Origin of the sequence: Cohnella candidum, assembly GCF_003713065.1 — a bacterium.
In the GTDB taxonomy this organism is placed as follows: Bacteria; Bacillota; Bacilli; order Paenibacillales; family Paenibacillaceae; genus Cohnella; species Cohnella candidum.
This window is the reverse complement of sequence record NZ_CP033433.1, coordinates 2,401,337-2,425,659: the sequence shown is the minus strand read 5'-3', so window position 1 is coordinate 2,425,659 and position 24,323 is coordinate 2,401,337. Positions and strand designations below refer to the sequence as shown.

Genomic DNA, 24,323 nt, shown 5'->3' with positions numbered 1-24,323 from the left:
AGAGTGAAGCATTTCATGAGAAAAGGGATTCTGAGGTTCATGGTGCTGCTGCTCGCGGCAATGCCTTTCCTGGGCGTTTACGCGGGCACGACACAGGCGGCCACTTCCCGTGTTGCCGTCATCAAATCCATGTCGGGAACCGTACAGGTGAAGAAAGCCGGCGGCTCCAAACAATTCAAGGCGTTTACGAAAATGAGCCTGAACGAAGGCGACGTCCTGTCGACCGATTCGGGCGCCTCTGCGGTTCTCCAATTCGCGAACGGCACTTCAGAGGACGACCAAATGACGGTCGCGGCCAAATCGACGTTGACTTTCTCCAAATTGTCCGACCGCAACGGCACCCGTACCAAAGTGACGATGTTCAACGGCACTTCGTGGGTCGACGTTAAATCGATCTCGACGAAGAACGACGAGTTTACGCTGGAAACGCCGACCGCCGTCATGGGCGTGCGGGGAACGCACTTCTTCGTCAACGTGGATCCTTTAACCGGCTCGACGTCTTTGGTCGTAGCGGCGGGTAAAGTGAAGACGCAAACCCCGGCATCCAATGGGCAGAACTCCGTCCTGGTGTATCCGTCGCAACAGATCGATTTGAGTTCAGACAAATCGCCAACTTCCTTGGCGGATAGCATTAATATCATCAATGTCAATGAAGTCGTCAGCCAAGCTTCGCCTGAAATCATCAAGAAATTCATCGAGAACGGTACGGCGATCAGGGAAGAGAACAACCAGCTGCTGGATCAATTGAAGAAAGAGGTCGACCAAGGCAAGCAGCCGGATGCGGGCACTCTGACGATCAATAACCAGTCGGACTTGGATCGTCTCTCGCATAACTTGGATAACTTGTTAGGCGTGCTCGTGAAAGAAGCGGTCGACAAGAAGAAAATCGAAACCAACGTACTTCAGCAAATTTTGGACGCAACCAGGCAGAAGCTGGACTATACCAATGCCAGCCTGCTGATAACGGACGAGGAAAAGAAAAAGCAGGAAGCTATTAACCGCATCAAGGAACAGCTCCGCCAACAGAAATTGGAACAGCTGAAGTTGGAAGAAGAGAAGCGGGACAAAGAGCTGCAGAAGAAACTCGAAGAGCAGAAGAAGCAGCAAGAGGAAGCCAATAAGAAAGCTCTTGAGGACAAGCAGAAGAAAGCGCAGGAAGCATATGAGAAGCAGCTTTCGGATGCGGAGAAGAAGCGGTTCCAGGATGATCTTCAGAAGCGCCAGCAGGAGTCCAGCGGGACTTCGGCGGGCTCGAATTCCGGTGGCGTCATCTCGAATCCGGTACCGTCTTTCTACGGAATTATTTATAAAGATGCTAAGGGCAATGAAGTGAAGGTGCCTTACAGTTCGCTCACGAGCAATGAGTTGGATCTTGGCGAACTCTCGAACAACAACTACTACATCCAATTCACGAAAGATTTTGCTGCCAACCAGTCGATCAGTACTTTGAGTGTCGCTAAGGAATTCGAAGAACCGAGTCTCCTTACCGAATATGAAACTTTGAATCCCGAAGGAGATACGTACTGGATTCCGCTATATCAATTTGCATCCGGGACGACAGTCAAGATTCTAGTCAGTACGAAAGAATACCATGTGACGGTGAGTCATGCGGCGTTTCCGAAAGGAATGTCCGGGTGGTACTCCAACAACAACGGCCCATCTGCATCACCAAATATTACCTATTACTGGAATCAAATAGGCGACACATCATATGTCACGAACGGATACTCTGACACCCTTTATTTTGAATTCGGTGTGGATGCTTCGGCCAGCCCGGTGGTCAACGGAGTTGACTTACAGGTTCTGGAACCGGAAGAGTCTAAGGCGACATATCATTTTACGGGATCAGAAGACGGTAGCTACTATAGTTATTTAATCGAAGGATTGCTTGACAACAAAGTTACGACAATGAAGCTCACCTTGAAACACGGAAGCGAATCGGTCGGTCAATCTCTAACATTGTATTACGTAAGAGGGGATATTGATTCTATTCTTAATGATCTGAACACCGACCCTTTTACAATCACCACGGAAGCCGGAGATCCAATAAGTTATGATTACTTAATCTATGGCATAGAGATGCCGCAATATTATAAACAAATTCCAATGAGTTACGAGAATATCGTCATCCATCATCAAGAATCACTACCTTGGTTGAGACCATCTCAAGGTTACCTTGAAGATGAATATGACCACGAGTACGAATATTACTCAGATCATAACGGCGATCTCCATGTCAAGTTGCAGCCGGGGATGAATGAATACCGTGTCGATTATGTGGGGATGGAAGACCGCACTTGGCTGAAGTTGTATCGTGCGGAATTGCCAACTGGCGTGAAATCCTGGTCTGCATCCCCCAATAGTGAATGTGGATATTGCAACTACACCAGATATTGGACACCGGTTACAGGATTGTCGACGGATGAGCTACCGAGATATTACATCGACACTACCTATGCCGACAGTGTCGATTTGGATATCAAACCTCAATCCGGTTATATGATACAATTGCGACTCAACCAAGACGTTGAACAGCATGTAACCGACATTACCTATAATGGCTACCAGCATACGACTGCATTGGACTTTACTGACACAGACACAGACGCGGATCACCAATTTACAATTGAACTCCACGACACAGATAACTTTACTTTATGGATGAAGCGGACTTCGGATTCTGATTGGACGAAAGCGGCAGATCTCGTTGTTAACCCATATTTTTCAGAAGATCTGGATGAGTATGCCGAATCCTTTGGGTTTAGAACAGATGATGCGTTTGGAGCAGGATTTCCGCCTTCAGACGAGATGTCCGTTACTACTGTAACCTACCTAACTTACTACCTAGGAGCGGGTTCTAACGATTCTCGTATATACTTGAAAGATTATTACTCAGATTATGAAGATCTCGAAATTAGACCCGGTTCCGAAAATCCGTCATTGACCGTAAGTAAGGTTGGACATGTATTTGTCTTGGACGGTATGACACCATCATCGTTTGATCCGGCAAATCCGGATACCTATATTTTCGAGGTTCGTGTTTGGGACCGGGCACGATTGAATCATCTCGATTTCAAAATTTACTTGATTAGAAGCGACAAACCGCTCGAAATAGAACATCCGGTTTAAAGTAAGTAAAAATACACGACAGGAGCCATACGATGAACAAAAAGTTAAAGAACTTATCCGCCCTTTTACTAGGATTTACGCTTACGGTTTCTTGGGCGACTTCTTCTTTCGCCGCAGCCGACACATCTTGGACAACCTCATCTAAACTCTATGAAATCCGCACGTGGGCAGGTAAAGCTGAGTGGGGACACGAGAACGGAGCGGCGAATGCCGCGACGTTCTTCCACCCACACTCGGTTGTAGCGTTGCCGGACGGTAAATTGCTCGTTTCCGATAACGGCAACCATTTGCTTCGCACTTTGACTGCGGAACAAGTTTCCGCTTATGCGGGCCTGGACCTAGGCGAGGATGATGCAGGCTTGCCGAAAGGCGGCTTGAATGATGCGATTCTGGCCCAGTCGGCGTTCGAGCTGCCTTCCGGTTTGGCGATCGACGTTACCGGCAACATTTATGTGGCCGATACCGGAAACAACGCAATCCGTAAAATCACGAAAGACGGCAAAGTCACGACTCTTGCAGGTAACGGAAAAATCGGAAGCACCGACGGGATCGGTTCGGAGGCCTCCTTCGATCATCCCACCGACGTTGCAGTCGACGCGAAGGGTAACATTTACGTGGCCGATACGCTGAACCATGTGATTCGGAAGATCGCCACTGACGGCAAAGTCACGACGTTGACTGCTGCGTCCACCCGAAATGTGGAATACTTCCCAGGTGCGGTCGAAGACGCGGGCGATTTCTTGGACGGCGCTATTTCGTCGGCGAAATTCAATGAGCCGAGCGGAGTGGCCGTCGACGCGAAAGGCAATCTGTATGTCAGCGACCGTGGCAACCAGCGGATCCGCTACCTCGATTTTGCTTCCGGCCAAGTCACGACCGTTGCCGGCGGCGGTTCCTATGCTTCCCAAGCTTCGTATGTGGAAGGTGATTACGTCGACGGGGCAGCCGCTGCTGCACGCTTTAACGCTCCAGAAGGTCTTACGGTTACCGCCGACGGAACCGTTGTTGTTGCGGACAGCTTGAACCATGCGATCCGTTTGATTAAAGGCGGGCAAGTATCTACGCTTGCCGGTGTAGGATCCGAGTATGGCCAAACGGATGGAGTTACGGGTTCCGCTCAATTCAACCATCCGACGGATGTCACCGTACTTGCGGATGGACGTCTTGCCATCGCGGACGAGTATGGCAACAAAATCCGTGTTTTGCAGAAGTATACGAAACCCGCGACTCTCCCGAGCAAAACGATCAACGTTCTGTTGAACGGCAAATTGGTGCCTTCCGACGTGCCGGCTCAAATGAAATCGAACTACACGTTCTTGCCGGTAAGAGCCGTTTCCGAAGCTTTGCAATATAAAGTGACGAACAACAATGCCACCGACGAAGCCTTCTTGACCAAAGGCGATACGACCTACACGATCAAGAGCGGCAGCAAAACCGTCATCAAAACGGTAAACGGCGTGAATACGACGGTTACCTTGAACGCACCGGCGTTTATCAAGCAAAACCGGATGTTCCTGCCGGTCAGATTTTTCGCGGAAGAAAATAACCTCGATATCCAATGGGATCAGTCGGCAACCACCGTCGTCATCCGGGATAAAACGTTCTAAAGAATTAGAGGTCAGGCGCCCGCTCAGGGCGCCTTTTTTTGTCAAATTGTAATCTAGATTACAGAAATGCGACAGGATTCGATTCTATAATCAAAATACGGACAATTCTGCCGAAAGGCAAAATACATAGAAATAACATGGAGGTTATAAGAGTGAGATTCCGAAAAGGGCTTCTTTACGGGTTGGCTCTGTTGCTGGCAGCTTTACCCCTGATCAACTTAACGGCTAATACTGTTCATGCGGCAACATCACGTGTCGCGATCATCAAATCAATGAGCGGCACCGTGCAAGTCAAAAAATCCGGAGGTTCCAAGCTGTTTAAAGCTTTCGCGAAAATGAGCTTAAACGAAGGAGACGTTCTCTCCACATCCGCTAACAGCTCTGCAGTTCTTCAATTCGCGAACGGAACCTCCGAAGATGATAAAATGTCGGTCGCTTCCGGAACGACACTGACTTTTTCCAAGCTTTCCGACAAGAACGGGACAAAGACGAAAGTCAGCATGCTTAACGGTTCGGCTTGGGTGGACGTCAAGTCGATCTCCTCCAAGAGCGATGAGTTCACGTTGGAAACGCCTACCGCGATCATGGGCGTCCGGGGAACTCATTTGCTTGTTAACGTTAACCCGGAAACCGGTGCAACACGGTTGACAGTGGCGGCTGGCGTCGTCAACACGAAACCTGCTGGAAGCGACGAATCCTACGACGTGAAGCCAGGCAATAATGCCTTAGTCACTAAAGAACAAGAGGACGTCGGGGAGATTATTGTGGCACCTGCCGATCTCGATACCTTGATGAAGCAGAACGACAAATCCCTCATAGAAGCGATCGTAACAGCCGCGGGAGAAATCGTAAAAGAGAACCAACAAAAATTGGATCAGTATTTCGAGGATGCAGGCGTGTCCAATGATCTATCCCGCAAGAAAACCAACGTGGAGAACTTGCTCGGAGCTATCGTTGACAATGCGGTGAAAAACGGTCTTATTTCACAAGATCGAGTGAACCAATTGGTTCAGGAAGCCCAAACACAAACGGGTGTAACGATCGATCTCAGCAAAAAGAATATCGTCCTTTCCGACGAAGAGAAGCGTCTTCAGTACGAACAAAAGAAAAAGGATGATGAAGCGAAAAAAGCGGCGGACGAACAACGGAAAAAGGATGAAGACGAACGTAAAAAGCTTGCTGATCTGAACAAAAAAATTGAAGAAGAACGGCTGAGGCGCGAAGAGGAAAATAAGAAATCGGACGAGGAGAAAAAGAAAAAAGCCCAGGAGGAATACGAGAAGCTTCTCTCGGAGGCGGAAAAACAGCGATTCGTCGAAAGTAAGAAAAAACTGGATGCAGCTTCGACACCTGGAAATCAACCCGTGCCGGTCAGCCAACCGTCTTCAAGCGTTGTGTTATCCGATAACGCACAATTGCAATCGCTCAGGGCGTTTGGTTACACGGACGATTCCAGTTCAGCCGCTCCGATCACCGTAACGCAATCGTCCGTTGATCCGACCGAATACGAGGCGTCGGTAAGCAACAACATCCAAAAAATCGTCGCGACGTTCGTAACTCAGGAATCGAACGCCACGGTGAAATACCACTCTGCGGTTCTGACGTCGAAAACCACGGAGAAGCTAGCCTTAAACGCTCCTGGTGACGAAACGACTTTCGATTTTGTCGTTATGGCGCCTAACGGCGTGACAACTCGCAATTATACCCTAACCGTCACGAGGGCACCAAGCGAGCCGACTTACCAAATATCCGACTACTTAAGTTCATTTAGCGCGACGGACGGGGATAACACGCTTACTTGGCACTCTTTTAGGGATGTAGAGAACATACCTATTACGAGGCTCGATACCCCCGCCGACAGTATCGATTTGACTTTGAATTTTGTCAGCAACAATTACAGTGCAGCCCTTTACGGATGGGGGGACTCGGAATACCGCGAAATTCCGGCTGATCAGATGCGCGCGGCTCCCGTTCAAACCTGGGAAACGAGCGGCAGTAAGTCCGTAACGTTGCAAGAAGGTATGAACTTCTATTTCCTTTACGTATACGACAATGCCAAAGAAGAGTCATCTGACGAATATGAGATCCCGGTCGCGCTCTTTATCATTGAGAATGGGAAACCCGTTCCGAATATCAAAGTAGGCTATCGGCCGGCTGCCCAAATCGGACCCAATACGTATCTCTCTACTGTGTACGGCGGAGCTTTGGGAGCGAATTTGTATATGAATTTCTTTGATTCGGATTATACCTCGTGGGCATCCGTGAAGACCGTCAATGGTGCGGAGGTGGCAACTCCTTACGAAATTCCGCTTCCACTGTCTCCAGCGGGCATTCATTCTTTCGATATCGTAACGGAGGATATCGCTGAGGTTTATCATGATGAATATAACTTGAAAGTATACAATGGCGATTCTTCCCGTTACAGTATGAGTTTTAATATGGCCTATCATTACAATGGGGCAGACTATTCAATCTCGTTAACGCATCCAGGTGGGGGGAGTTACGGCTATTCAACTGGCAGTGTGGAAAGTTCTGTTGTCTCTGCCGTCTACATGCCGGTTTTCTCAACAGATATCGGGGTAACGGCTGCCGTATACAAAAATGGCGTCTTACAAAATCCAGCCAGCCTCCCCCTGGATTTTGGAGCCAACTCCTTCGACTTGGTAGCGAGCGACAGTGAAGGGTGGTCCAACTATCGCATTATCATCACTCGACCTTATCCGGAGCCGGAGTTGACGGATGTACGAATAGACAGCGCGAGCTTATCGGGCTTTGTTCCGTGGAATCATACTTATACCAATAACGTTTCAACAGACGTTGAGGGTGTAGCTCTTGAATATACGCCGAACGGATATTCGGGGATCGAGTGGACGGTATGGAAAGAGGGTAGTCCTGATACGGAAGTGACGGCAGGCGAGGGAGGAATCTACTTCTTGGAATTGCAGGATGGAGATAACTATTACCAGATAAAGCCGGATGACGGATCCGATCCGTACTGGATTACGATCCATCGTCCCTCTGCTTGATAGACTCGTACTTTGTCATATATTTGGTTGAAAATTACAGAAAAAATACAAATTTTGCGATATAATGAAGCTAGCGAACTAGAAACATCCGATAGAACGACTTCTTAGTCTCAACCACCCGGAACAGCGTAAGTTCCGGGTTTCTTATTGTGTAAAGCCGAAAGTAAGTAAGGAAGGAAGTGGCCAAATGAAAATAAGAGCTGGACTCATTCGTTTCTTAGCCCTCATACTCTTCGCACTGCCTATCGCAGGGATATTTGCGAATCAGGCAGATGCTGCGACCTCGCGCGTAGCCATTATTAAAGATTTGAAGGGTACCGTTCAGGTCAAGAAATCCGGGGGCACCAAACAATTCAAGGCCTTCACGAAAATGAGCCTGAACGAAGGGGACATTCTTTTCACCGGAGAGGACAGCACGGCTGTCCTCCAATTTTCGAACGGTACAACCGAGGACGATAAAATTTCGGTCTCCGCCAACACGACACTGACATTTTCCAAGCTCTCCGACAAGAAAGGAACGCGGACGAAGGTCAGCATGTTGAACGGTACAGCCTGGGTGGACGTGAAATCGATCGCTTCCAAAAACGACGAGTTTACCATCGAAACACCGACGGCTATCATGGGCGTACGCGGTACGCATTTGCTCGCTTCCGTCGATCCGATGAGCAACATCAGTCGTCTTACGGTCGTGGCGGGTGTTGTTAACATGACGCCCAAAGGAAATTCCGAGTCGGTAGATGTTTATCCGTCAGAGAAAGCCGTCATGCTCAAGAGTGACAAGGGTGCCGGCGAGATTTCTATCGCTCCCGTCAACTTGGATTTGTTGATGCTCCAAAACGAGCCCTTCATCGTTGAAGCCATTCTCAAAGCGGCAGGAGATATCGTCAAGGAAAATAAAGAAAAGCTTGAACGTTATTTTAATAACGCGGGAGCTCAAACTTCGGAAGAAATTAATCGCAAAAAATCCAATATCGAGAACCTGCTCGGAGCAATCGCAGACAGCGCGGTAAAAGGCGGCGTTCTAACGAAAGAACGGGTCGATACCTTGATCCATGAAGCTGAACTCCAGTCGGGCGTGCAAATCGATTTGTCGAAGAAGGGTCAGCAACTAAGCGAACAAGATAAGCAAAAACAGGAGAACCAGAGACAGAAGGAAGAGGCGGCCAACAAGCAGGCAGAGCAAGAGCGTATCAAACAAGAAGAGGCGCTTAAGAAGAAGTTGGAAGAAGAGCGCAAGCAGAAAGAAGAGTCCAACCGCAAAGCGGAAGAAGCCAAGAAGAAACATGCGGAGTCAGCCTATCTCGATAAGCTGGCTGTAGCTGAGAAAATTCGGTACCAGGAGGACAAGCGGAAGCTGGAAGGACTGGATCCGGTTTCGCCTCCGAATCCGATTCCTGGGAACATTGCAAAATCGACTAACGCGGATTTGGCCGGCATTACCTTGAATCCCGGAGTCCTATCTTTTTCGAGATCGACGCTGAGTTATTATGTGGGTGTACTGAAGTCCGTTCAAAGCTTGCAAATCACCCCAACCGTGTCCGATTCCGGGAAGGCAACGGTTAAGGTAAACGGAATTGCCAGCGGAAGCGGGTCGGCATCGAATATCAGTCTTGGATCCCCCGGAACGGATACGACTGTGGCGATCCAAGTGACTGCAGAGAATGGAAACACGAAAACATACTCTTTAACGGTACATCGAGATGACGCGATTAGTTCGGTTACATTGCCGAGCAACCTCGGTATCCAATTTGATCCGTCGAAACTCAGTTATGTCGTGCCGCCGGTGACGAGCGGTACAAATAGCGTAACGATGGCATTCGGCAGTGCTGAAGATGCTAGTAATATGAAGATACGGGTTACAGTAAACGGATCTTTCATAGGCGATTATGACGGAGGTCAATCGTTCAATGTTTCATTGGGAGACCAATACAACGAGGTCGTCGTTAGTCTGGTTCCGAAGGTCGGAAGTTCGCAGTTCAACAAACGATTAGTCGCTTCGATTCAACCGTTCTACCTGGTTGCGGCAGACCCCGAGCCGACCGTATTAAAGAGTTATACCTTTAAGATTTGGAAATCTGCGGCGGATGATGGTTCGGCAGATTTGCTCGGAGTGCGGGTGAATGATTCTACTGCGACGAGTGCCAACAATAGCTTCACCGCTTCGGTTGCGCCGGATGCAACGAGCGCAGCTCTCGAGTTCTATACGCGCGATCCGTCTGACAAGATCCTCTGGAACGGCGAAGAGAAAGGGTATGGGGAGCGTTTCAATTATCCGCTTTCTGCCGGACAGTCTACCTTTACGGGAACGGTTACTGTCAAAGGGGCGGATGCGACTGTTAAGAATACCTATTCTCTTAGCTTAAATCGGACTCTTATTTACACACTAAACTACCAAGCTGGAGCGAATGGGAAGATAACCGGTGACATATCGCAAACCGTGGAAAGTGGGTCTGATGGTACGACGGTCACGGCAGTACCGGATGCAGGCTACCACTTCGTGAAGTGGAGCGACGACGTTACGACGGCAGCACGTACAGATACGAGCGTAACGGGTGACATCGACGTCACAGCGACGTTCGCAATCAACACATACAAGCTGAATTACACGGCTGGCACGAATGGTTTGATTAACGGAGTTGCTTCACAAACCGTGGACAATGGCTCGAATGGCACGACGGTCACGGCAGTACCGGATGCAGGTTACCACTTCGTGAAGTGGAGCGACGGCGTTACAACGGCAGCGCGTACGGATACCAACGTAACGGCTGATATCGACGTGACGGCAACGTTCGCGATCAACACGTACACGCTGAAATACACGGCTGGCACGAATGGTTTGATTAGCGGAGTTGCTTCGCAAACCGTGGAAAGTAGATCTGAAGGTACGACGGTCACGGCAGTGCCGGATGCAGGTTACCACTTCGTGAAGTGGAGCGACGGCGTTATAACGGCAGCGCGTACGGATACCAACGTAACGGCTGATATCGTCGTGACGGCAACGTTCGCGATCAACACGTACACGCTGAAATACACGGCCGGTACGAATGGCTCGATTGACGGTGATACTCCGCAAACCGTAAACAACGGCTCGAATGGAACGACGGTAACAGCGATGCCGAAACCGGGTTACCACTTCGTGAAGTGGAGCGACGGCGTTACGACGGCAGCGCGTACGGACACCAACGTAACGGCTGATATCGACGTGACAGCAACGTTTGCGATCAACGCCTACATGGTGACGTATAACGGAAACGGTTATACCAACGGCTCTGTTCCGGTAAGTGTCAACCAAGATGATGGTTCAACTGTTACGGTAGCCGGCAACTCGGGCAATCTGACCAAGTCCGGATATTCTTTTGCCGGTTGGAACACGAAAACAGACGGAAGCGGAACGTCTTATGCCCCAGGGGCAACATTCACGCTCTCTGCTGACGTCACCCTGTACGCCCAATGGTCGATCAACAGCTACACGGTAACCTATGACGGTAATGGCAACGATAGCGGAAGCGTACCTTCTTCGGTTACTCAAAATGCGAATACGACCGTGACGATTGCAGGTAACACTGGAAATCTCACGAAAACGGGTTCCACGTTCGCTGGATGGAATACGTCGCCTTATGGAAATGGAGTCAATTACACCGCAAATGACACGCTGACCCTGACCCAAAATGTGACGCTATACGCAAAATGGGCTACAAACGGTTATACGGTTACCTTTAATAGCAACGGCGGCACGTCCGTCAGCAGCCAGAACGTAAATTATTCTGCGAAGGTTTCCGAACCGGTTGCTCCGTCGAAAACGGGTTACTCTTTTGCCGGCTGGTATTCGAACGACACCTTATCGACGACTTTCGATTTCAATTCCGGTATCACATCAAGTATCACGTTGTATGCGAAGTGGATACCGGAAACCTACACGGTCACGTTCGTCACTTATGGCGGATCATCGATCAATAGCCAGTCGGTCAACTACGGCGAACAGGTCCTGCTTCCGACCGCACCAACGAAATCGGGATACTTGTTCGTAGGCTGGTACACCGACAGTGATTTGACGATAGGGTTCGACTTTAACACGGCCGTTACGGGGAATATGGTTCTGTATGCAAAGTGGACTTTGGATACTCCAATCACGCTCTCTCGGTTTGAAATGTCTATAAATTTCAAGAACCTGCCGCTGTTCCTTACGCAATCCATCGCTGGTTCCGACAATATCCATAGAGCTACGGTGCTGAAACTGTTCGATATTTTCGGGTTCACCATTAAGCCTGTTACGAATTACGGCATTGCCTCCATAACCGTACAAAACGGTTCGAAGAGCCCGATAACGGAGTCACATGGCGACATATACGTAGCAGCCAACATGGTCGACGCGGGATTGAACCATTTTACGATCACGATTGTCGACACTTCCGGTGTTTCCCACACGTATCAACTCGACCTTCAGATCGGTCATTAACGGTTCTTTTTTGAGGCAGCTTGCACTCGTCACCTAGGGTGTAAGCTGCCTTTTTTATCCCAAGAAAACAGGTGACAAAAATCGGGCGGATAAGCGATAATACGAGTGAGATGCCTATAATAACCAATATTTTTGCCGGAATTCGCCATATATCGACAGGAATCATACATAAGGGAGAGACGCACATGAAATTTCGCAAAGGGTTTTTACCGCTTTTGGCGTTTTTAATCGCATTACTACCACTATTCAATTTGTCCGCCCAGACTGCTCATGCAGCGACATCGCGAGTTGCCGTCATCAAGTTCATGACGGGAACCGTTCAGGTGAAGAAGGCGGGAGGCTCGAAGCAATTCAAAGCGTTCTCGAAAATGAGCCTGAATGAAGGGGACGTTGTGACGACGTCTGCCAACAGTACCGCGATTCTTCAATTCTCTAACGGCACATCCGAAGACGACAAAATGTCCGTTTCGGCGAATACGACTTTAACGTTTTCTAAATTGTCCGACCGTAATGGTACGCGGACCAAGGTCAGTATGTTTAACGGAACGGCATGGGTAGACGTTAAATCCATCGCTTCCAAGAACGACGAGTTTACACTTGAAACTCCGACGGCCGTAATGGGTGTTCGTGGAACGCACCTTCTTGTTTCCGTCGATCCTAGCACAGGGGCCACGAAACTCACGGTAGCCGCAGGTGTTGTGCACACGCAGGCGACGGGCAATTCGGAAGCTCAAGACGTGAAACCCGGTGATAACGCATTAATCACACAAGGTGAACAGAAGCAAGGCGAGGTCACGATCGCTCCAGTTGACCTTGAATTGCTGATGCAGCAAAGCGATAAATCCATCGTAGAGGCGATTGTCTCTGCATCCGGTGATATCGTCAAAGAAAACCAGCAAAAGCTGGATCAGTATTTTGAAGGTACGGAACAGCAGAATACTGCTGACCTCAACCGCAAGAAAACGAACGTGGAGAACCTCCTTGGCGCAATCGTCGACAACGCTGTTAAGAGCGGACAAATTTCGCAAGATCGGGTTAATCAATTGGTATCCGAAGCTCAAGCCCAGACGGGTGTAAAGATCGATCTCAGCAAGAAGGACCAGATCCTCAGCGATGAGGAAAAGAAAAAGCAAGAGGATCAACGCCGCAAGAACGAGGAAGCCCAAAAGCAAGCCGAGATCCAAAAGCAAAAACAGGAAGAAGAGCGCAAGAAAAACGAAGAGCTGACCAAGAAGCTGGAAGCGGAGCGGAAAGCCAAAGAAGAGGCGAACCGCAAAGCAGAGGAAGAAAGAAAGAAGAAAGCTCAAGAAGAATACGAGAAGAAATTGTCGGAGGCGGAGAAAGCACGTTTTGCTAAAGACGCAGCGGCGGCAGCTGCTGCCTCAAGCCCTGCGCCAACGCCGTCGGCTTCTACGAGTACGACTCCAAGTACACCGATCACCAATTCTTCGTTTGCCGGCTACGCCAGCATAAACAATTCGGGCAAGTACTACGCGACCTTTCCGCAAAACCAGAGCCAGACGATTTGGAAGGCATACCTCCCAGAAGCGCTTACCATTGCGTCTTTAACGGTTTATCCAACCGAATATTCTTCCAAAATCGTATTTGGCGGAGCGGAATACGCTTATGGTACTTCCATACCGCTGACCTTGCCGTTGGGAGAATCCCAACTCCTGTTTAAAGTGAAGTCGTCCAGCGGGATCGTAACGGGACCCTTCACGATTAACGTAGTTAGAATACCGGAGGGCTATGGCAAGGTTTATTCTTTAACGAGTGTGAAAGTGAACGGCAGCAACGCCGATTACGATGTCACCACATTAACTTATACGGCTGCCGTTCCGGCTACTGCGTCGGAGGTTGTGGTCAGTGCCCAACCGGCGAGAGATTGGACATACTCAGCTTTTATTAGTCTTTACAAAAGTGACAATACGGGAGTCACCGGACAGTCGGATGGGTACCATGTGACTTTGAACGAGACGGGCGATACGGTGGTCAACGTTCAAGTAACCTCGTTCGACCAAAGTCATACCCAGCTCTATCGTCTGGTACTTCGCCGGACCGTAACGCCCGGGCTGCAAGATTTCGGAATGAAAATTCGAACCGAAGGATATGAACCTTACGATTTCGGATTTAATCCGACCGAAACGGAATATAACATCGGCCCTATGGACAAACAAATTCATAGATTTAAATTCGAAGCGACTCCTGCGGAAGGTTCAGAAATCCTGTCGGTAGAGGTAAACGGCGAAGAAGAAAGTCTCACAGCCAATAGCGTCGAGATTGAACGTTATGGCGATTTCGATGTCGTCGTCAAGACACTCAATTCTTTACATCAAACCGTAATTTATCAAATGCATATCCATCGTGAGCTTCCTGACGGCCTGCTTTCGTGGCAAGTTCTGGACGGATCGGGCACGGAACTTCCATTCCGCAATACTGGTTTCAGCAGTAGTGGTTGGGACAGATACGTTGCGGATGCGGCGTCTGGGTCCGCTGGATTCCGAATGAAACTCGATTTCGATTCCGAAGCCGGTGCTGACCATGCCGTTCTTGAGGATGCAGACCATCACACGATTGCCGTAAGCAGCGCAGAAGGCGAAATGGAAGTGCCTGAATCGGCAGTCGTAAATGGGGATAATCAGTATTTCCTTAAAGTTTTGGATTCGGATGACCTGCAAGTCAATGACTACAATATCGAGTTGTGGTTCATTAACGGAACAAGCAAGGTTCCGAATTTAAGCGCCACTCCGTTTAACATTCGAGATGGCGGTAATGGAGACGCTCCGCCATTCGAACTTATCGACGGGCATTACTTAGAGGTAGATGCCGCAGTCGGATCGGTAGGATTCGAATTCGTTGATCCTGTAGACGGAAGTTATTTTGTCGAGATTACGGACGAAAACGACGAGTCGTGTTACCCGTTATCCGAGTCCGGCTGCGGTCCGCTGACGTTGGATTATGGCTACAACTTCGTGAAAATCAATGTAGAGGATCCTAGCGGGTACTATCACCATACTTACCATTTAACGATTTATAGGGCAGACAATCCGGAAGGCGTAGCGGATTGGGGCTACTCTTATGAAGATGGCTATTCCGCGAGATGGGTCAGACTTGAAGATTCCATCGTTGCGGATGAACCAAAGAGATATGTGATTTTCGTTCCCGAAGACGAAGATTCGGTTACCCTGAACGTCTATCTCGAAAATGAAGGCGCGGAAGGATATTTGTATGAAGGGGCAGGCGGCAGTGGAGATGAATTAGCTCAGTTCGATGCTGAGCATACTTCCTTCAAAATCCATTCGCTCGTTCCCGGATTCAACAGGTTCCAGCTGTACGTACCGGACGATCCGCATTCGGTCAGCGAGTATACGGATCTTGTTATCGTTCGAGGGTCCATTCCCGAATCGTACTCGATCCCGGCATTAGCATGGAACAATCTCATGTGGGGTGACGAGGGTTCCGTCATCCCGACGGAAGAGGACACATTTGCTATTTTCGCAGGTGATACCGACTCCATCCAATTAAGCTTCGATGATGTATATTACGCCGATATGCAGGTCGATGCGATGGGACAATCCTTCCTGACGTATGATGGCGATGGCGCGTACACAATCGATTCTCAAGGCCAAAACGTAAAGACCGTGTTCTTGGAGTACTACGATCCGATCCGCAATGACTACCGGAATCACGTTCTTTGGGTTTACTTTGATCATATCCCGGACAGCTTAAAGCTGATAGGTGTATCCGTCACGGACGTTACCTACGAAACGCCGTATAGCTTAAGTCCAACACCAGATGAAACGAATCCACTTGGCTATGGCGGATCCGTAAGCAATCTCACAACGAGAGTACGGTTAAACGTAAACACCGCTGACGCAGATACTTCTATTGTCGGAGTATATGGCGATAGCGGCGAAGTATCCAAGGTGGGCGACGATTGGTTTATTAACTTGCCGGACCCGGGTACCTTTTACATCGCAAGCGTAAGGGTCGTTGTAGAAGATGCGGAAGGCAAGAGGATGTCTTACGACGTATACTTCACGAGACCGTCTGGAGAATCGGCTTAAATCAATCCCCGTTCATCGCTGCGATGAACGGGGTTTTTATTGTCGATTTTTGGTGACAGCACCCTACCCTCTGCGAGATAATAGACAGGTAAAACTTGTCACTTTTGGAGGCCTCCATGTCCCATACCCGCAAGCGCAGAAGCTTTATGGCCGAGCTGTTGATCTGGATCTTGCTGCTCGTCGTTTTGCCCGTGATGGCGTTCCAAGTCTTCTTTTACTTCAACAGCTTCGATCACATGAAACGGATGGAGCAAGAGAAAGCTGAGGCGACGAGCCGATCCGCCGCGAAAGCCATCGAAAACCTCGGGGAATCCATTCTCGGCATTACGGTCACGAATGCTTACTGGGCGGACAACCTTGAGGCGATTCGGAAGCGGGACACGCAGTGGCTTCAGGACAACATAGGTGACATGCCGAAAATCGTGCAGGAGATCGACTTCGCGGCAGAGGCGGATCTGAAAGGCAATATCCTCGTACAAGCCGGCGACGTCAAGGAACTGACGACGCAAGTAAAATATCCCGTGATCCTTGAGCGTATCGCCAAGGAAGGGAAGTTTTTCGGCATTCTCAATACTTCCCGAGGCCTCGCAGCTGTCGCGGTTTCGCCTGTCACGGACGAAGAAGGCAAGCAGCCGCCGCAAGGCATGCTGATCACGGGCCGACTGCTGACCGGGGACCTGCTGAAGTCTCTGTCCTCGATGCTGCAGACGGATATCGCCATTCTCACGGACGCGGGGCAGTACCTGTCTACGCCAGGCGGTTACGACCAAGACCAATTGCAGCCGCTTCTCGCCCAATTGCGCGACAACAATAGCCACAACTTCCAAATGGACCGGAGCGAAGGCACGTACATCAACCGGTATGCGGCGTCACTCCTGGATATGTCCGGACAAAACGTAGGCGTCCTCCACACGCAGAGTCCTTCCGTGTCGGCAACGCAAGCGGCTGACGACCAGAAAACGTTGATGCTTTACTTGATCGGCATCCTGGCGGCTCTCGTCATTCTGGTCATGTATTTGCTGCGTCGGAGGATCGTGCTGCCTCTCCGCCAATTCACGCAATCGCTGCAAGAAGTGGCCGCGGGCAAGCAGATCGAGGAAATCCCGAAACACGTGTTAGAGGCCGAGGCTGCCATCGTCCAAGCCTTCCAGCAGATCATCCAATGGAACCGACTGCTCGAGCAAACGGTAGAGCGGAGAACGGCCGAAATCCGGAACTTGCTCGACCATGCCCGGCAAGGATTCCTTTCTTTCGGCCCGGATCTCACGGTGAACGACGAATTCAGCGCGGAGTGCGTTCGGCTGTTCGGCTTCGAACCGGCGGGCCGTTCGCTGCCCGACCTGCTGTATCCGGACGACCCGGAAGAGAACCAATTGATCCGGTCCATCTTGACCGACTATCACGCCGAAGAGACGCCTCTCGCGAAAGAGATGATTTTCTCCCTGCTGCCGGAGGAGGTCAGGATCGGCAAACGGACCGCCAAAATCGAATTCGTTCCGCTCCAAGGCCCTTCCGGCATTCAAGAGGATTTCGCAACGGGCACGTCCATCATGGCGATCCTCACGGATATGACGGAGACGAGACAACTAGAGGATCTCATGCAGCAAGAACGGCGTATTTTGAAAATGGTCGTCCAAGTCGTCACGCACCCGGAGGATTTGTCGAGCGTGCTTCGGGATTTCGAAAGCTTCCATACGACGGAAATGTGGGAACTGCTCGCCTCGGACGAAACGGCTCAGAGCAAAGCGGCTTCGATCTACCGATTAATCCATACATTCAAGGGTAGTTTCGCTTTCCTGCAATTCCAGCACATCGTGCCGTACCTGCATGAGTTGGAATCCGGCCTGCAGGATCGCATGAACGATCCCTCGCTCATGACAGATCGCTTGACGACCTACTTGCGGGACCAGTCGATGGCCAATTGGCTGGAAGCAGATATCCAGCAACTCCGCTCCATATTAGGCGCTTCCTACGATTCCCTGCTGACGGAAGAAGGCATCAAGCTGAACAAATCGCAATGGAGCCAAATCGAGTCCGTGCTCGAACGTACGCTGGCAGCACAAGAGGACCGCACCTGGCTGGAGGAATTCCACACCTGGCGCTACCGGCCTGCCGGCTCCTTATTCCGGCCATACGCGGCTTATTTGACGGAACTGGCGGAACGCACCGGCGTGCTGCTCCATCCGGTCGTGCTTCGCGGCGGGGACGTACCGGTCGACCCCGACCGACTGTACGGGTTCGCCCGTTCGTTCGTGCATGTCGTTCGCAACGCGGTCGTGCATGGAATCGAACCGCCCGATGAGAGGCTGGACAACGGAAAAGACGAGTACGGCACCGTGTCCTTCGCGGTCGAACGTGCCGAAGACGAGGTTCGCATCGTGTTCGAAGACGACGGCCGGGGAATCGATCCCGAAGCGCTAAGAGCCAAAGCCGCGAACCAGGGGATGGACACGACCGGCATGTCGGACGAAGAGGCGCTGCAGCTCATTTTCGAAGAACGATTGTCCACGTCCCGCCAAATCAGCGAATGGAGCGGAAGAGGCGTCGGGCTGTCGGTCGTCAAGGACGAACTCGATCAGTTGGGTGGACGCATCGAGATCAGTACGCGGAGGGGACGGGGAACGTCGTTTGTTTTCCGGATTCCGGACGCGGCATGGAAAGGAGAGAAGCAAGTTGGGGCTTGAACGAACGGAAGGAACGCCGGAATTGTTCCCGTTGCTGCTGAATGCGGCGGAGCAATACTTGGCTCAAATAGGCTTATCCGGATTACAGAGGTTAGGCGCCGAGTCGGCCGATCAACGTGAGCTTGAATTGGAAGACGTGACGGCTTTCATCCAGGTGTCCGGAGGCATACAGGGCGGATTTCTGTTTTCCGTCGACCACAGCCTGTCCCGCGAATTGGCGAAACGGTTCATGGTCGAGGAAATCAACGACGTCGAAGCCGGCCAATATGCGGTGGAGGTCGTGGCCGAAATCGCCAATATCGTCACCGCCCACTCGCTGCGGGAAATTGAAGATTTAGACATTTACTTGGGTAATCCCCTGATGCTCTTGTCGCGGGACATGGGCATGCGCGCAAACGTGTTCCAATCCCAGCCTTACGCAGCGCCGCACGGTCGCTGCCGTTGGATCTACATCCCCAAAATGGACAAGGCGGAGCTCGCCAGCATCGTGACCGTAAGAGGGTAAGAAGAGAGAGAATGGTGGAGGAGAACCGAATGGCTAAAGTATTGATTGTCGACGACTCCGGCGTTATGAGAAAAAACATCCGGACGATACTCGAACGCGCGGGTCACGAGGTCGTCGGCGAAGCCGCAGACGGCCGGGAAGTGCTGCAAAACTACATTTTCCACTCTCCGGACATCGTCACGATGGATATCAGCATGCCCCACTTGGACGGGATCGAGGCGCTGAAAGGCTTGCTGAAGGTTTTCCCGGAAGCCAAGGTCATCATGGTCAGCGCCATCGGCCAGAAGGCGCAGGTGCTCGAAGCGATCAAGTGCGGCGCGAAATCGTATATGGTGAAGCCGATCGAAGGACCTGCACTGCTCGCGGCGATTCAGAAAGTGTTGTAGACCGGGCAGTAAATCCCCGCGCCATCCACTCCGATATATAGATGAGGAGGTGGCGGACATGAAAGAGGAAGATGTGCTGGAGCAGCGGTTGAAGGATTTCTACGACCGCGTGCCCGATGTCGAAGATGCGCTTCCTTTTAAGGATTATTTGCTTAAACACGAGGACAGCCGCATGGCTTGGTATTTGCTCGGCAAGCAGTACGAAGCCAAAGGCCAAGAGTCCAAAGCCATATATTGCTTCAGCCAAGCCGGTGAAATTTACGAAGCGTTCGAAAATAAACCGGTCCCGAGCTTGCCCGAGTCGGAGCAGGTTTGGCGGAAGGAGCCGCAATCCAAGAAGCGCGGAGGAAAGTGGCTGGTACTGGCCGCCGCACTGACGTTTCTCGTTTCGGGTTATTTGATTTACGCCGGCATTTCGGCGAAACCGGATCGAAAACACGCAAACGAGGAAGCAGCGGTAACATTGCCGGCGGCACCCGGCAAACAGACGACTGACGCCTCGCCGATTGCATCCAGCCCAGCCGCCGCTCCGGGCGATCTCGGTTTCGACACGATCGCGGGTGCGGCCGAGCCCGACCGGGAGGGATTGGCCCTCTATGCCGGGATGATGGCTTCCGCCGGTAAGTCGAATGCCCTGCTCGTTCGGGCGCCTCGACTTGGCGACTTCACGGACTGGGTGAACAGCGGGGAGCCGGTCGCCAGCACGTCGTCCGGAGGAACGCCGGGCTCGGCCGTCACCTTATGGCACGACGCCAAATGGTGCGGGTGCTCAACGGCGGACGGGAAACAGGCGCGTCAAGTGGTAGAGAAGTGGAAGCCGGAGCAGGAAGCGAAGCTTCTGCTGCGCTCCGCGATGATAGAGTATAAGCGGGATACGGGAAATTGGCCGGCGAATCCGCAAGCCCTGGCGGGTAACTATCCCAACAACACGGTAGCCGGCTGGACGGAAGAGATGTCGAAGTGGTTCGATGAATTGAAGCGGGTGCTGGACGACAAGAAAGACGGAAAAGTTCCGCTGACCGTCGGTTGGCCGCAGCAAGCAGGCTCCGAGGCTTCCAGCGGCGCCGAGCCGTCCGGTCAGTTGGCCCCGCTTACGAACGAGCCTCTTCATATCATCGTAGATAAAACGAACCACAGGCTTGCGGTTATGAGCGGGAACGTTTTGCTGAGGAATTACGCGGTAGGGCTTGGCGGCGACAGAACGCCGGAGGGGAATTTCATCATCTCGGAGAAAGTCCGGAATCCGAACGGCCGGTCCGACGGCATTTTCGGTAGCCGGGGCATGACGTTGTCGGACACGCGATACGGCATCCACGGGACGGACAAGCCGGACAGCATCGGCAAGGACGAATCGCAGGGCTGCGTCCGGATGGCCAAGGAAGATTTGGAGGAGCTTTACGACCTCGTGCCCAAAGGAACGCCCGTCACGATAGTCAAAGGGGGCCTGCCGTCCGAGACGCGCGTGCCGCCGGAAAGATTCCGGCTGCCCTCGACGCAGGACGAGACAAACCCCCGCAAGGTGTATGATTGGTTGACTTAAACGTTCAGCGCGAGCATGACGCCGACCGCAACGACGATGACGCCGAACGCGACGCCGATCCAGATCAACGCTTTCTTATTGACTTGATCTTGTTGTTTGGCACGCATTATAGGCGGTTTTTTCCTCGCATGATGGCTCATGATCCTCATCAACCTTTCCATTCGATGAATAAGGGTTGTTCGTCCCCATTGTAACCGTTTTCCGCCTAAAAAACCAGATAGGAAGCGGAAGGAGCGGCACGGTCGGGCCTTCCGCCCTTTTCTTTTTGTTGGGAAAAGGCTAAACTGTTACCCGAAAGGCACGAAAGGATGTCGAATTCATTGCTCTATCGTATCGCGAAACCTTTTTTGTTCAAAATGGACCCGGAATCGGCGCATCATCTGATCGTGGACGGCATGGGAGCCGCTTCGCGCGTGCCCGGCGTCGGTCCGTTGTTATCCGCGGCTTGGGGAGTCGGCGAGACGCCGGACCTGGCGGTCGATTTATTCGGACTTCACTTCGCCCACCCGGTGGGACTTGCGGCAGGACTGGATAAAAACGCGAAAGCGGTCGCCGGATTTTCCCGGGTCGGCCTTTCTTTTATGGAAGTAGGAACGGTAACCCCCGTCGGCCAACCCGGCAACGAGCTTCCGCGGTTGTTCCGGCTGCCTCCGGACGAAGCGCTCATCAATCGCATGGGCTTCAACAACGAAGGGGCCGACGCGATGGCCGAGCGTCTCTCGCGCCTGAAGCGCCGGAGGATTCCGCTCGCCGTGAATATCGGCAAAAACAAGGTCACCCCGAACGAGCGGGCGGCGGACGATTACCGCGCCTGCCTGCAGAAGCTGTTTTCGTACGGGGATTTCTTCGTCGTCAATATCAGTTCTCCGAATACGCCGGACCTGCGCGCCTTGCAGCACGGGGACGAGCTGCTTTCCTTGCTGTCGGCGGTTAAGGACGAAATGGCCGTTCAGGCGGAACGCCACGGCGAAGCGCCGAAACCCGTATTGGTGAAAATCGCGCCGGACAACTCGGACGAACAGTTGGGCTATATGGCGGAAGCGATCCTACAAAGCGGCGTGTCCGGCATTATCGCCACCAACACGACGATCGGGCGCGACGGCCTTACGCACGCCCACGCCGGCCAAACCGGCGGATTAAGCGGACGGCCGCTTACGAAGAAATCCACGGAAGTCATCCGTACGCTATATTCATTGACGCAAGGTAAATTGCCGATCATCGGGTCCGGAGGCATTTTCGACGCGAACGACGCCTACGAGAAAATCCGTGCCGGAGCCAGCCTCGTCGAAGTGTATACCGCTTTGATCTATCGGGGGCCGGGAGTGCTTCGCGAAATCCACAAGGGACTTCGCGAACGCCTGAAGCAGGACGGCTACTCGAGGATCACGCAAGCGGTCGGAGCCGATCATCGGGGCGGGCAAGTCAGGAGGTAAGCCATGGACGGACGGGACTGGGGCAAGTTTTTGTTGCCCTATCAGCAAGCGGTTGAAGAGCTGAAAATCAAGTTCAAGTCGCTTCGCAAGGAATTGAAAGCGAGGGACGAATACGCGCCGATCGAATTCGTGACGGGACGCGTGAAGAGAATTTCCAGCATCCTGGAGAAGGCGCGTCGGCTGAACGTTCCGCTGGACCGGATCGAAACCGGGATCGAAGACATCGCGGGCATCCGCATCATGTGCCAATTCGTGGACGACATCCGCAAGGTCGCGGAGATGATCCGTCAACGCAAGGACATGATGCTCGTATACGAGAAGGACTACGTGACGAATTACAAAGACAGCGGGTACCGCAGCCACCATTTGATCGTGGAGTATCCGGTGCAAACCTCTCTCGGTTCCATGCCCGTGCTGGCCGAGATCCAGATCCGGACGCTCGCGATGAACTTCTGGGCGACGATCGAGCACTCTCTCAATTACAAATATAAGGAGCAGCTGCCTCCGCACGTGCGCGAGCGGCTGCGGGCCGCCGCCGAGGCTGCGTCCCTGCTGGATACGGAGATGTCGAGCATCCGCCAGGAAATCGTGGATGCCCAGCAGGAGTTCGAGGAAAGCGCGGGAACCGTCCGGAACGTGCTGAACGCGATCCAGGAGCTGTATTTCTTCCGGAAAATCCGGGAGGCCGCCCAGTTTCAGCTGCGTTTTAACGAGCTGTGGGAGCAGGAGGATATTCGCGGGCTGAAGGATCTGTCCGCGGAAATCCAGGATGCGTTGAGCCGGCTGAATAAAGGCGGAGGTCACTGACCGTGGACGGCGCGGAATTTTCCGGTGCACGCGTAAGATGGCCAGACGTGGCGGATGATCCGAGGTTCGCCAAGTTCGCGTATCAATTTAACGTGGACGGCGACTACTTCGAGTGCCACGAGCTGATGGAAGAGCTGTGGCTCGAGGAGGGACGGCATCCGCTGCTCCAAGGGCTGCTTCAAGCGGCAGTCGGGCTGCACCACTGGAACAACGGCAACCGCGCCGGAGCCGTAAAGCTGATGGAGCAGGCGCAACGGAAGCTGACGGGATACCCGGCCGTCGTGCTCGGGCTCGATTTGGACGATTTGCGTTCCCGTTTGGAGGAGTCGCTGGCCGTGCTTAGGGAGAATCCGTCGTCGGCGCCGTTTGAAGGATTTTTGCTGAAAATCGTCGATGCCGGTCTGGTCGATCGTATCGGCGGTACGCTATAATGAACCTTAAGATTCGAACCGGAAACGGACATACGGGACTGTTTGCGACGAGAGGTCATCCGAAGGGGCTCGCCAACCGGCGGGTCCCTTCGTTCCATCACGCGGATGTCGGCTGCAGGGAGACAAGAACCCGCTGGAAGGCAGAGGTTGGGCTCTCGTGTGCGTAGACGGTTTTCCGGCAGGCTGGGGCCGGTGGGACGGAGCGGTCCTGAAGAACGAACGGCTTCCGGGCTGGCGTTGGGTTTAAAGGCG

13 protein-coding genes are annotated in these 24,323 nt (G+C 52.0%); all 13 read left to right on the top strand.

Translation table 11 applies throughout. The features are described 5' to 3' along the window. Positions 1–3 precede the first annotated feature (3 nt). Positions 4–3,129 carry a FecR domain-containing protein gene (locus EAV92_RS11440; RefSeq protein ID WP_164472737.1) on the top strand — a complete coding sequence of 1,042 codons (3,126 nt, stop codon included), beginning with the start codon at positions 4–6 and terminating at the stop codon, positions 3,127–3,129. Positions 3,130–3,161: 32 nt separating this feature from the next. Further along, positions 3,162–4,736 carry a stalk domain-containing protein gene (locus EAV92_RS11435; protein ID WP_123041206.1) on the top strand — a complete coding sequence of 525 codons (1,575 nt, stop codon included), beginning with the start codon at positions 3,162–3,164 and terminating at the stop codon, positions 4,734–4,736. Between the two features lie 152 nt (positions 4,737–4,888). Beyond that, complete coding sequence (locus EAV92_RS11430; RefSeq protein ID WP_164472736.1) at positions 4,889–7,762, top strand: cadherin-like beta sandwich domain-containing protein; 2,874 nt, start codon at positions 4,889–4,891, stop codon at positions 7,760–7,762. A gap of 187 nt (positions 7,763–7,949) precedes the next feature. Beyond that, complete coding sequence (locus EAV92_RS11425) at positions 7,950–12,218, top strand: InlB B-repeat-containing protein (protein WP_123041204.1); 4,269 nt, start codon at positions 7,950–7,952, stop codon at positions 12,216–12,218. 185 nt (positions 12,219–12,403) lie between these two features. After that, complete coding sequence (locus EAV92_RS11420) at positions 12,404–16,285, top strand: cadherin-like beta sandwich domain-containing protein (protein ID WP_164472735.1); 3,882 nt, start codon at positions 12,404–12,406, stop codon at positions 16,283–16,285. 116 nt (positions 16,286–16,401) lie between these two features. Beyond that, positions 16,402–18,969, top strand: coding sequence for an ATP-binding protein (locus EAV92_RS11415; RefSeq protein ID WP_123041202.1), 2,568 nt, complete (start codon positions 16,402–16,404; stop codon positions 18,967–18,969). Next, positions 18,959–19,474 carry a chemotaxis protein CheX gene (locus tag EAV92_RS11410; protein WP_164472734.1) on the top strand — a complete coding sequence of 172 codons (516 nt, stop codon included), beginning with the start codon at positions 18,959–18,961 and terminating at the stop codon, positions 19,472–19,474. Before EAV92_RS11415 ends, EAV92_RS11410 begins: the two co-directional genes overlap by 11 nt. 29 nt (positions 19,475–19,503) lie before the next feature. Next, positions 19,504–19,860 carry a response regulator gene (locus EAV92_RS11405; RefSeq protein WP_123041200.1) on the top strand — a complete coding sequence of 119 codons (357 nt, stop codon included), beginning with the start codon at positions 19,504–19,506 and terminating at the stop codon, positions 19,858–19,860. 58 nt (positions 19,861–19,918) lie between these two features. Further along, positions 19,919–21,400 (top strand): L,D-transpeptidase, encoded by a 1,482-nt coding sequence (locus tag EAV92_RS11400; protein WP_123041199.1) that lies wholly within the window; start codon positions 19,919–19,921, stop codon positions 21,398–21,400. A gap of 320 nt (positions 21,401–21,720) precedes the next feature. After that, positions 21,721–22,833: a quinone-dependent dihydroorotate dehydrogenase gene (locus tag EAV92_RS11395; RefSeq protein ID WP_164472931.1), complete on the top strand. Its 1,113-nt coding sequence runs from the start codon at positions 21,721–21,723 to the stop codon at positions 22,831–22,833. A gap of 3 nt (positions 22,834–22,836) precedes the next feature. After that, the gene (gene yjbM / locus EAV92_RS11390) at positions 22,837–23,640 is read left to right on the top strand and encodes a GTP diphosphokinase (protein WP_123041197.1); all 804 of its coding nucleotides are present in this window, start codon (positions 22,837–22,839) and stop codon (positions 23,638–23,640) included. 47 nt (positions 23,641–23,687) lie between these two features. After that, positions 23,688–24,071, top strand: coding sequence for a DUF309 domain-containing protein (locus EAV92_RS11385; RefSeq protein ID WP_123043693.1), 384 nt, complete (start codon positions 23,688–23,690; stop codon positions 24,069–24,071). Positions 24,072–24,183: 112 nt separating this feature from the next. Next, a complete protein-coding gene (locus tag EAV92_RS11380; protein ID WP_123041196.1) occupies positions 24,184–24,318 on the top strand; it encodes a methyltransferase RsmF C-terminal domain-like protein in 135 nt (44 codons plus the stop codon). The last annotated feature ends 5 nt before the right edge of the window (positions 24,319–24,323 follow it).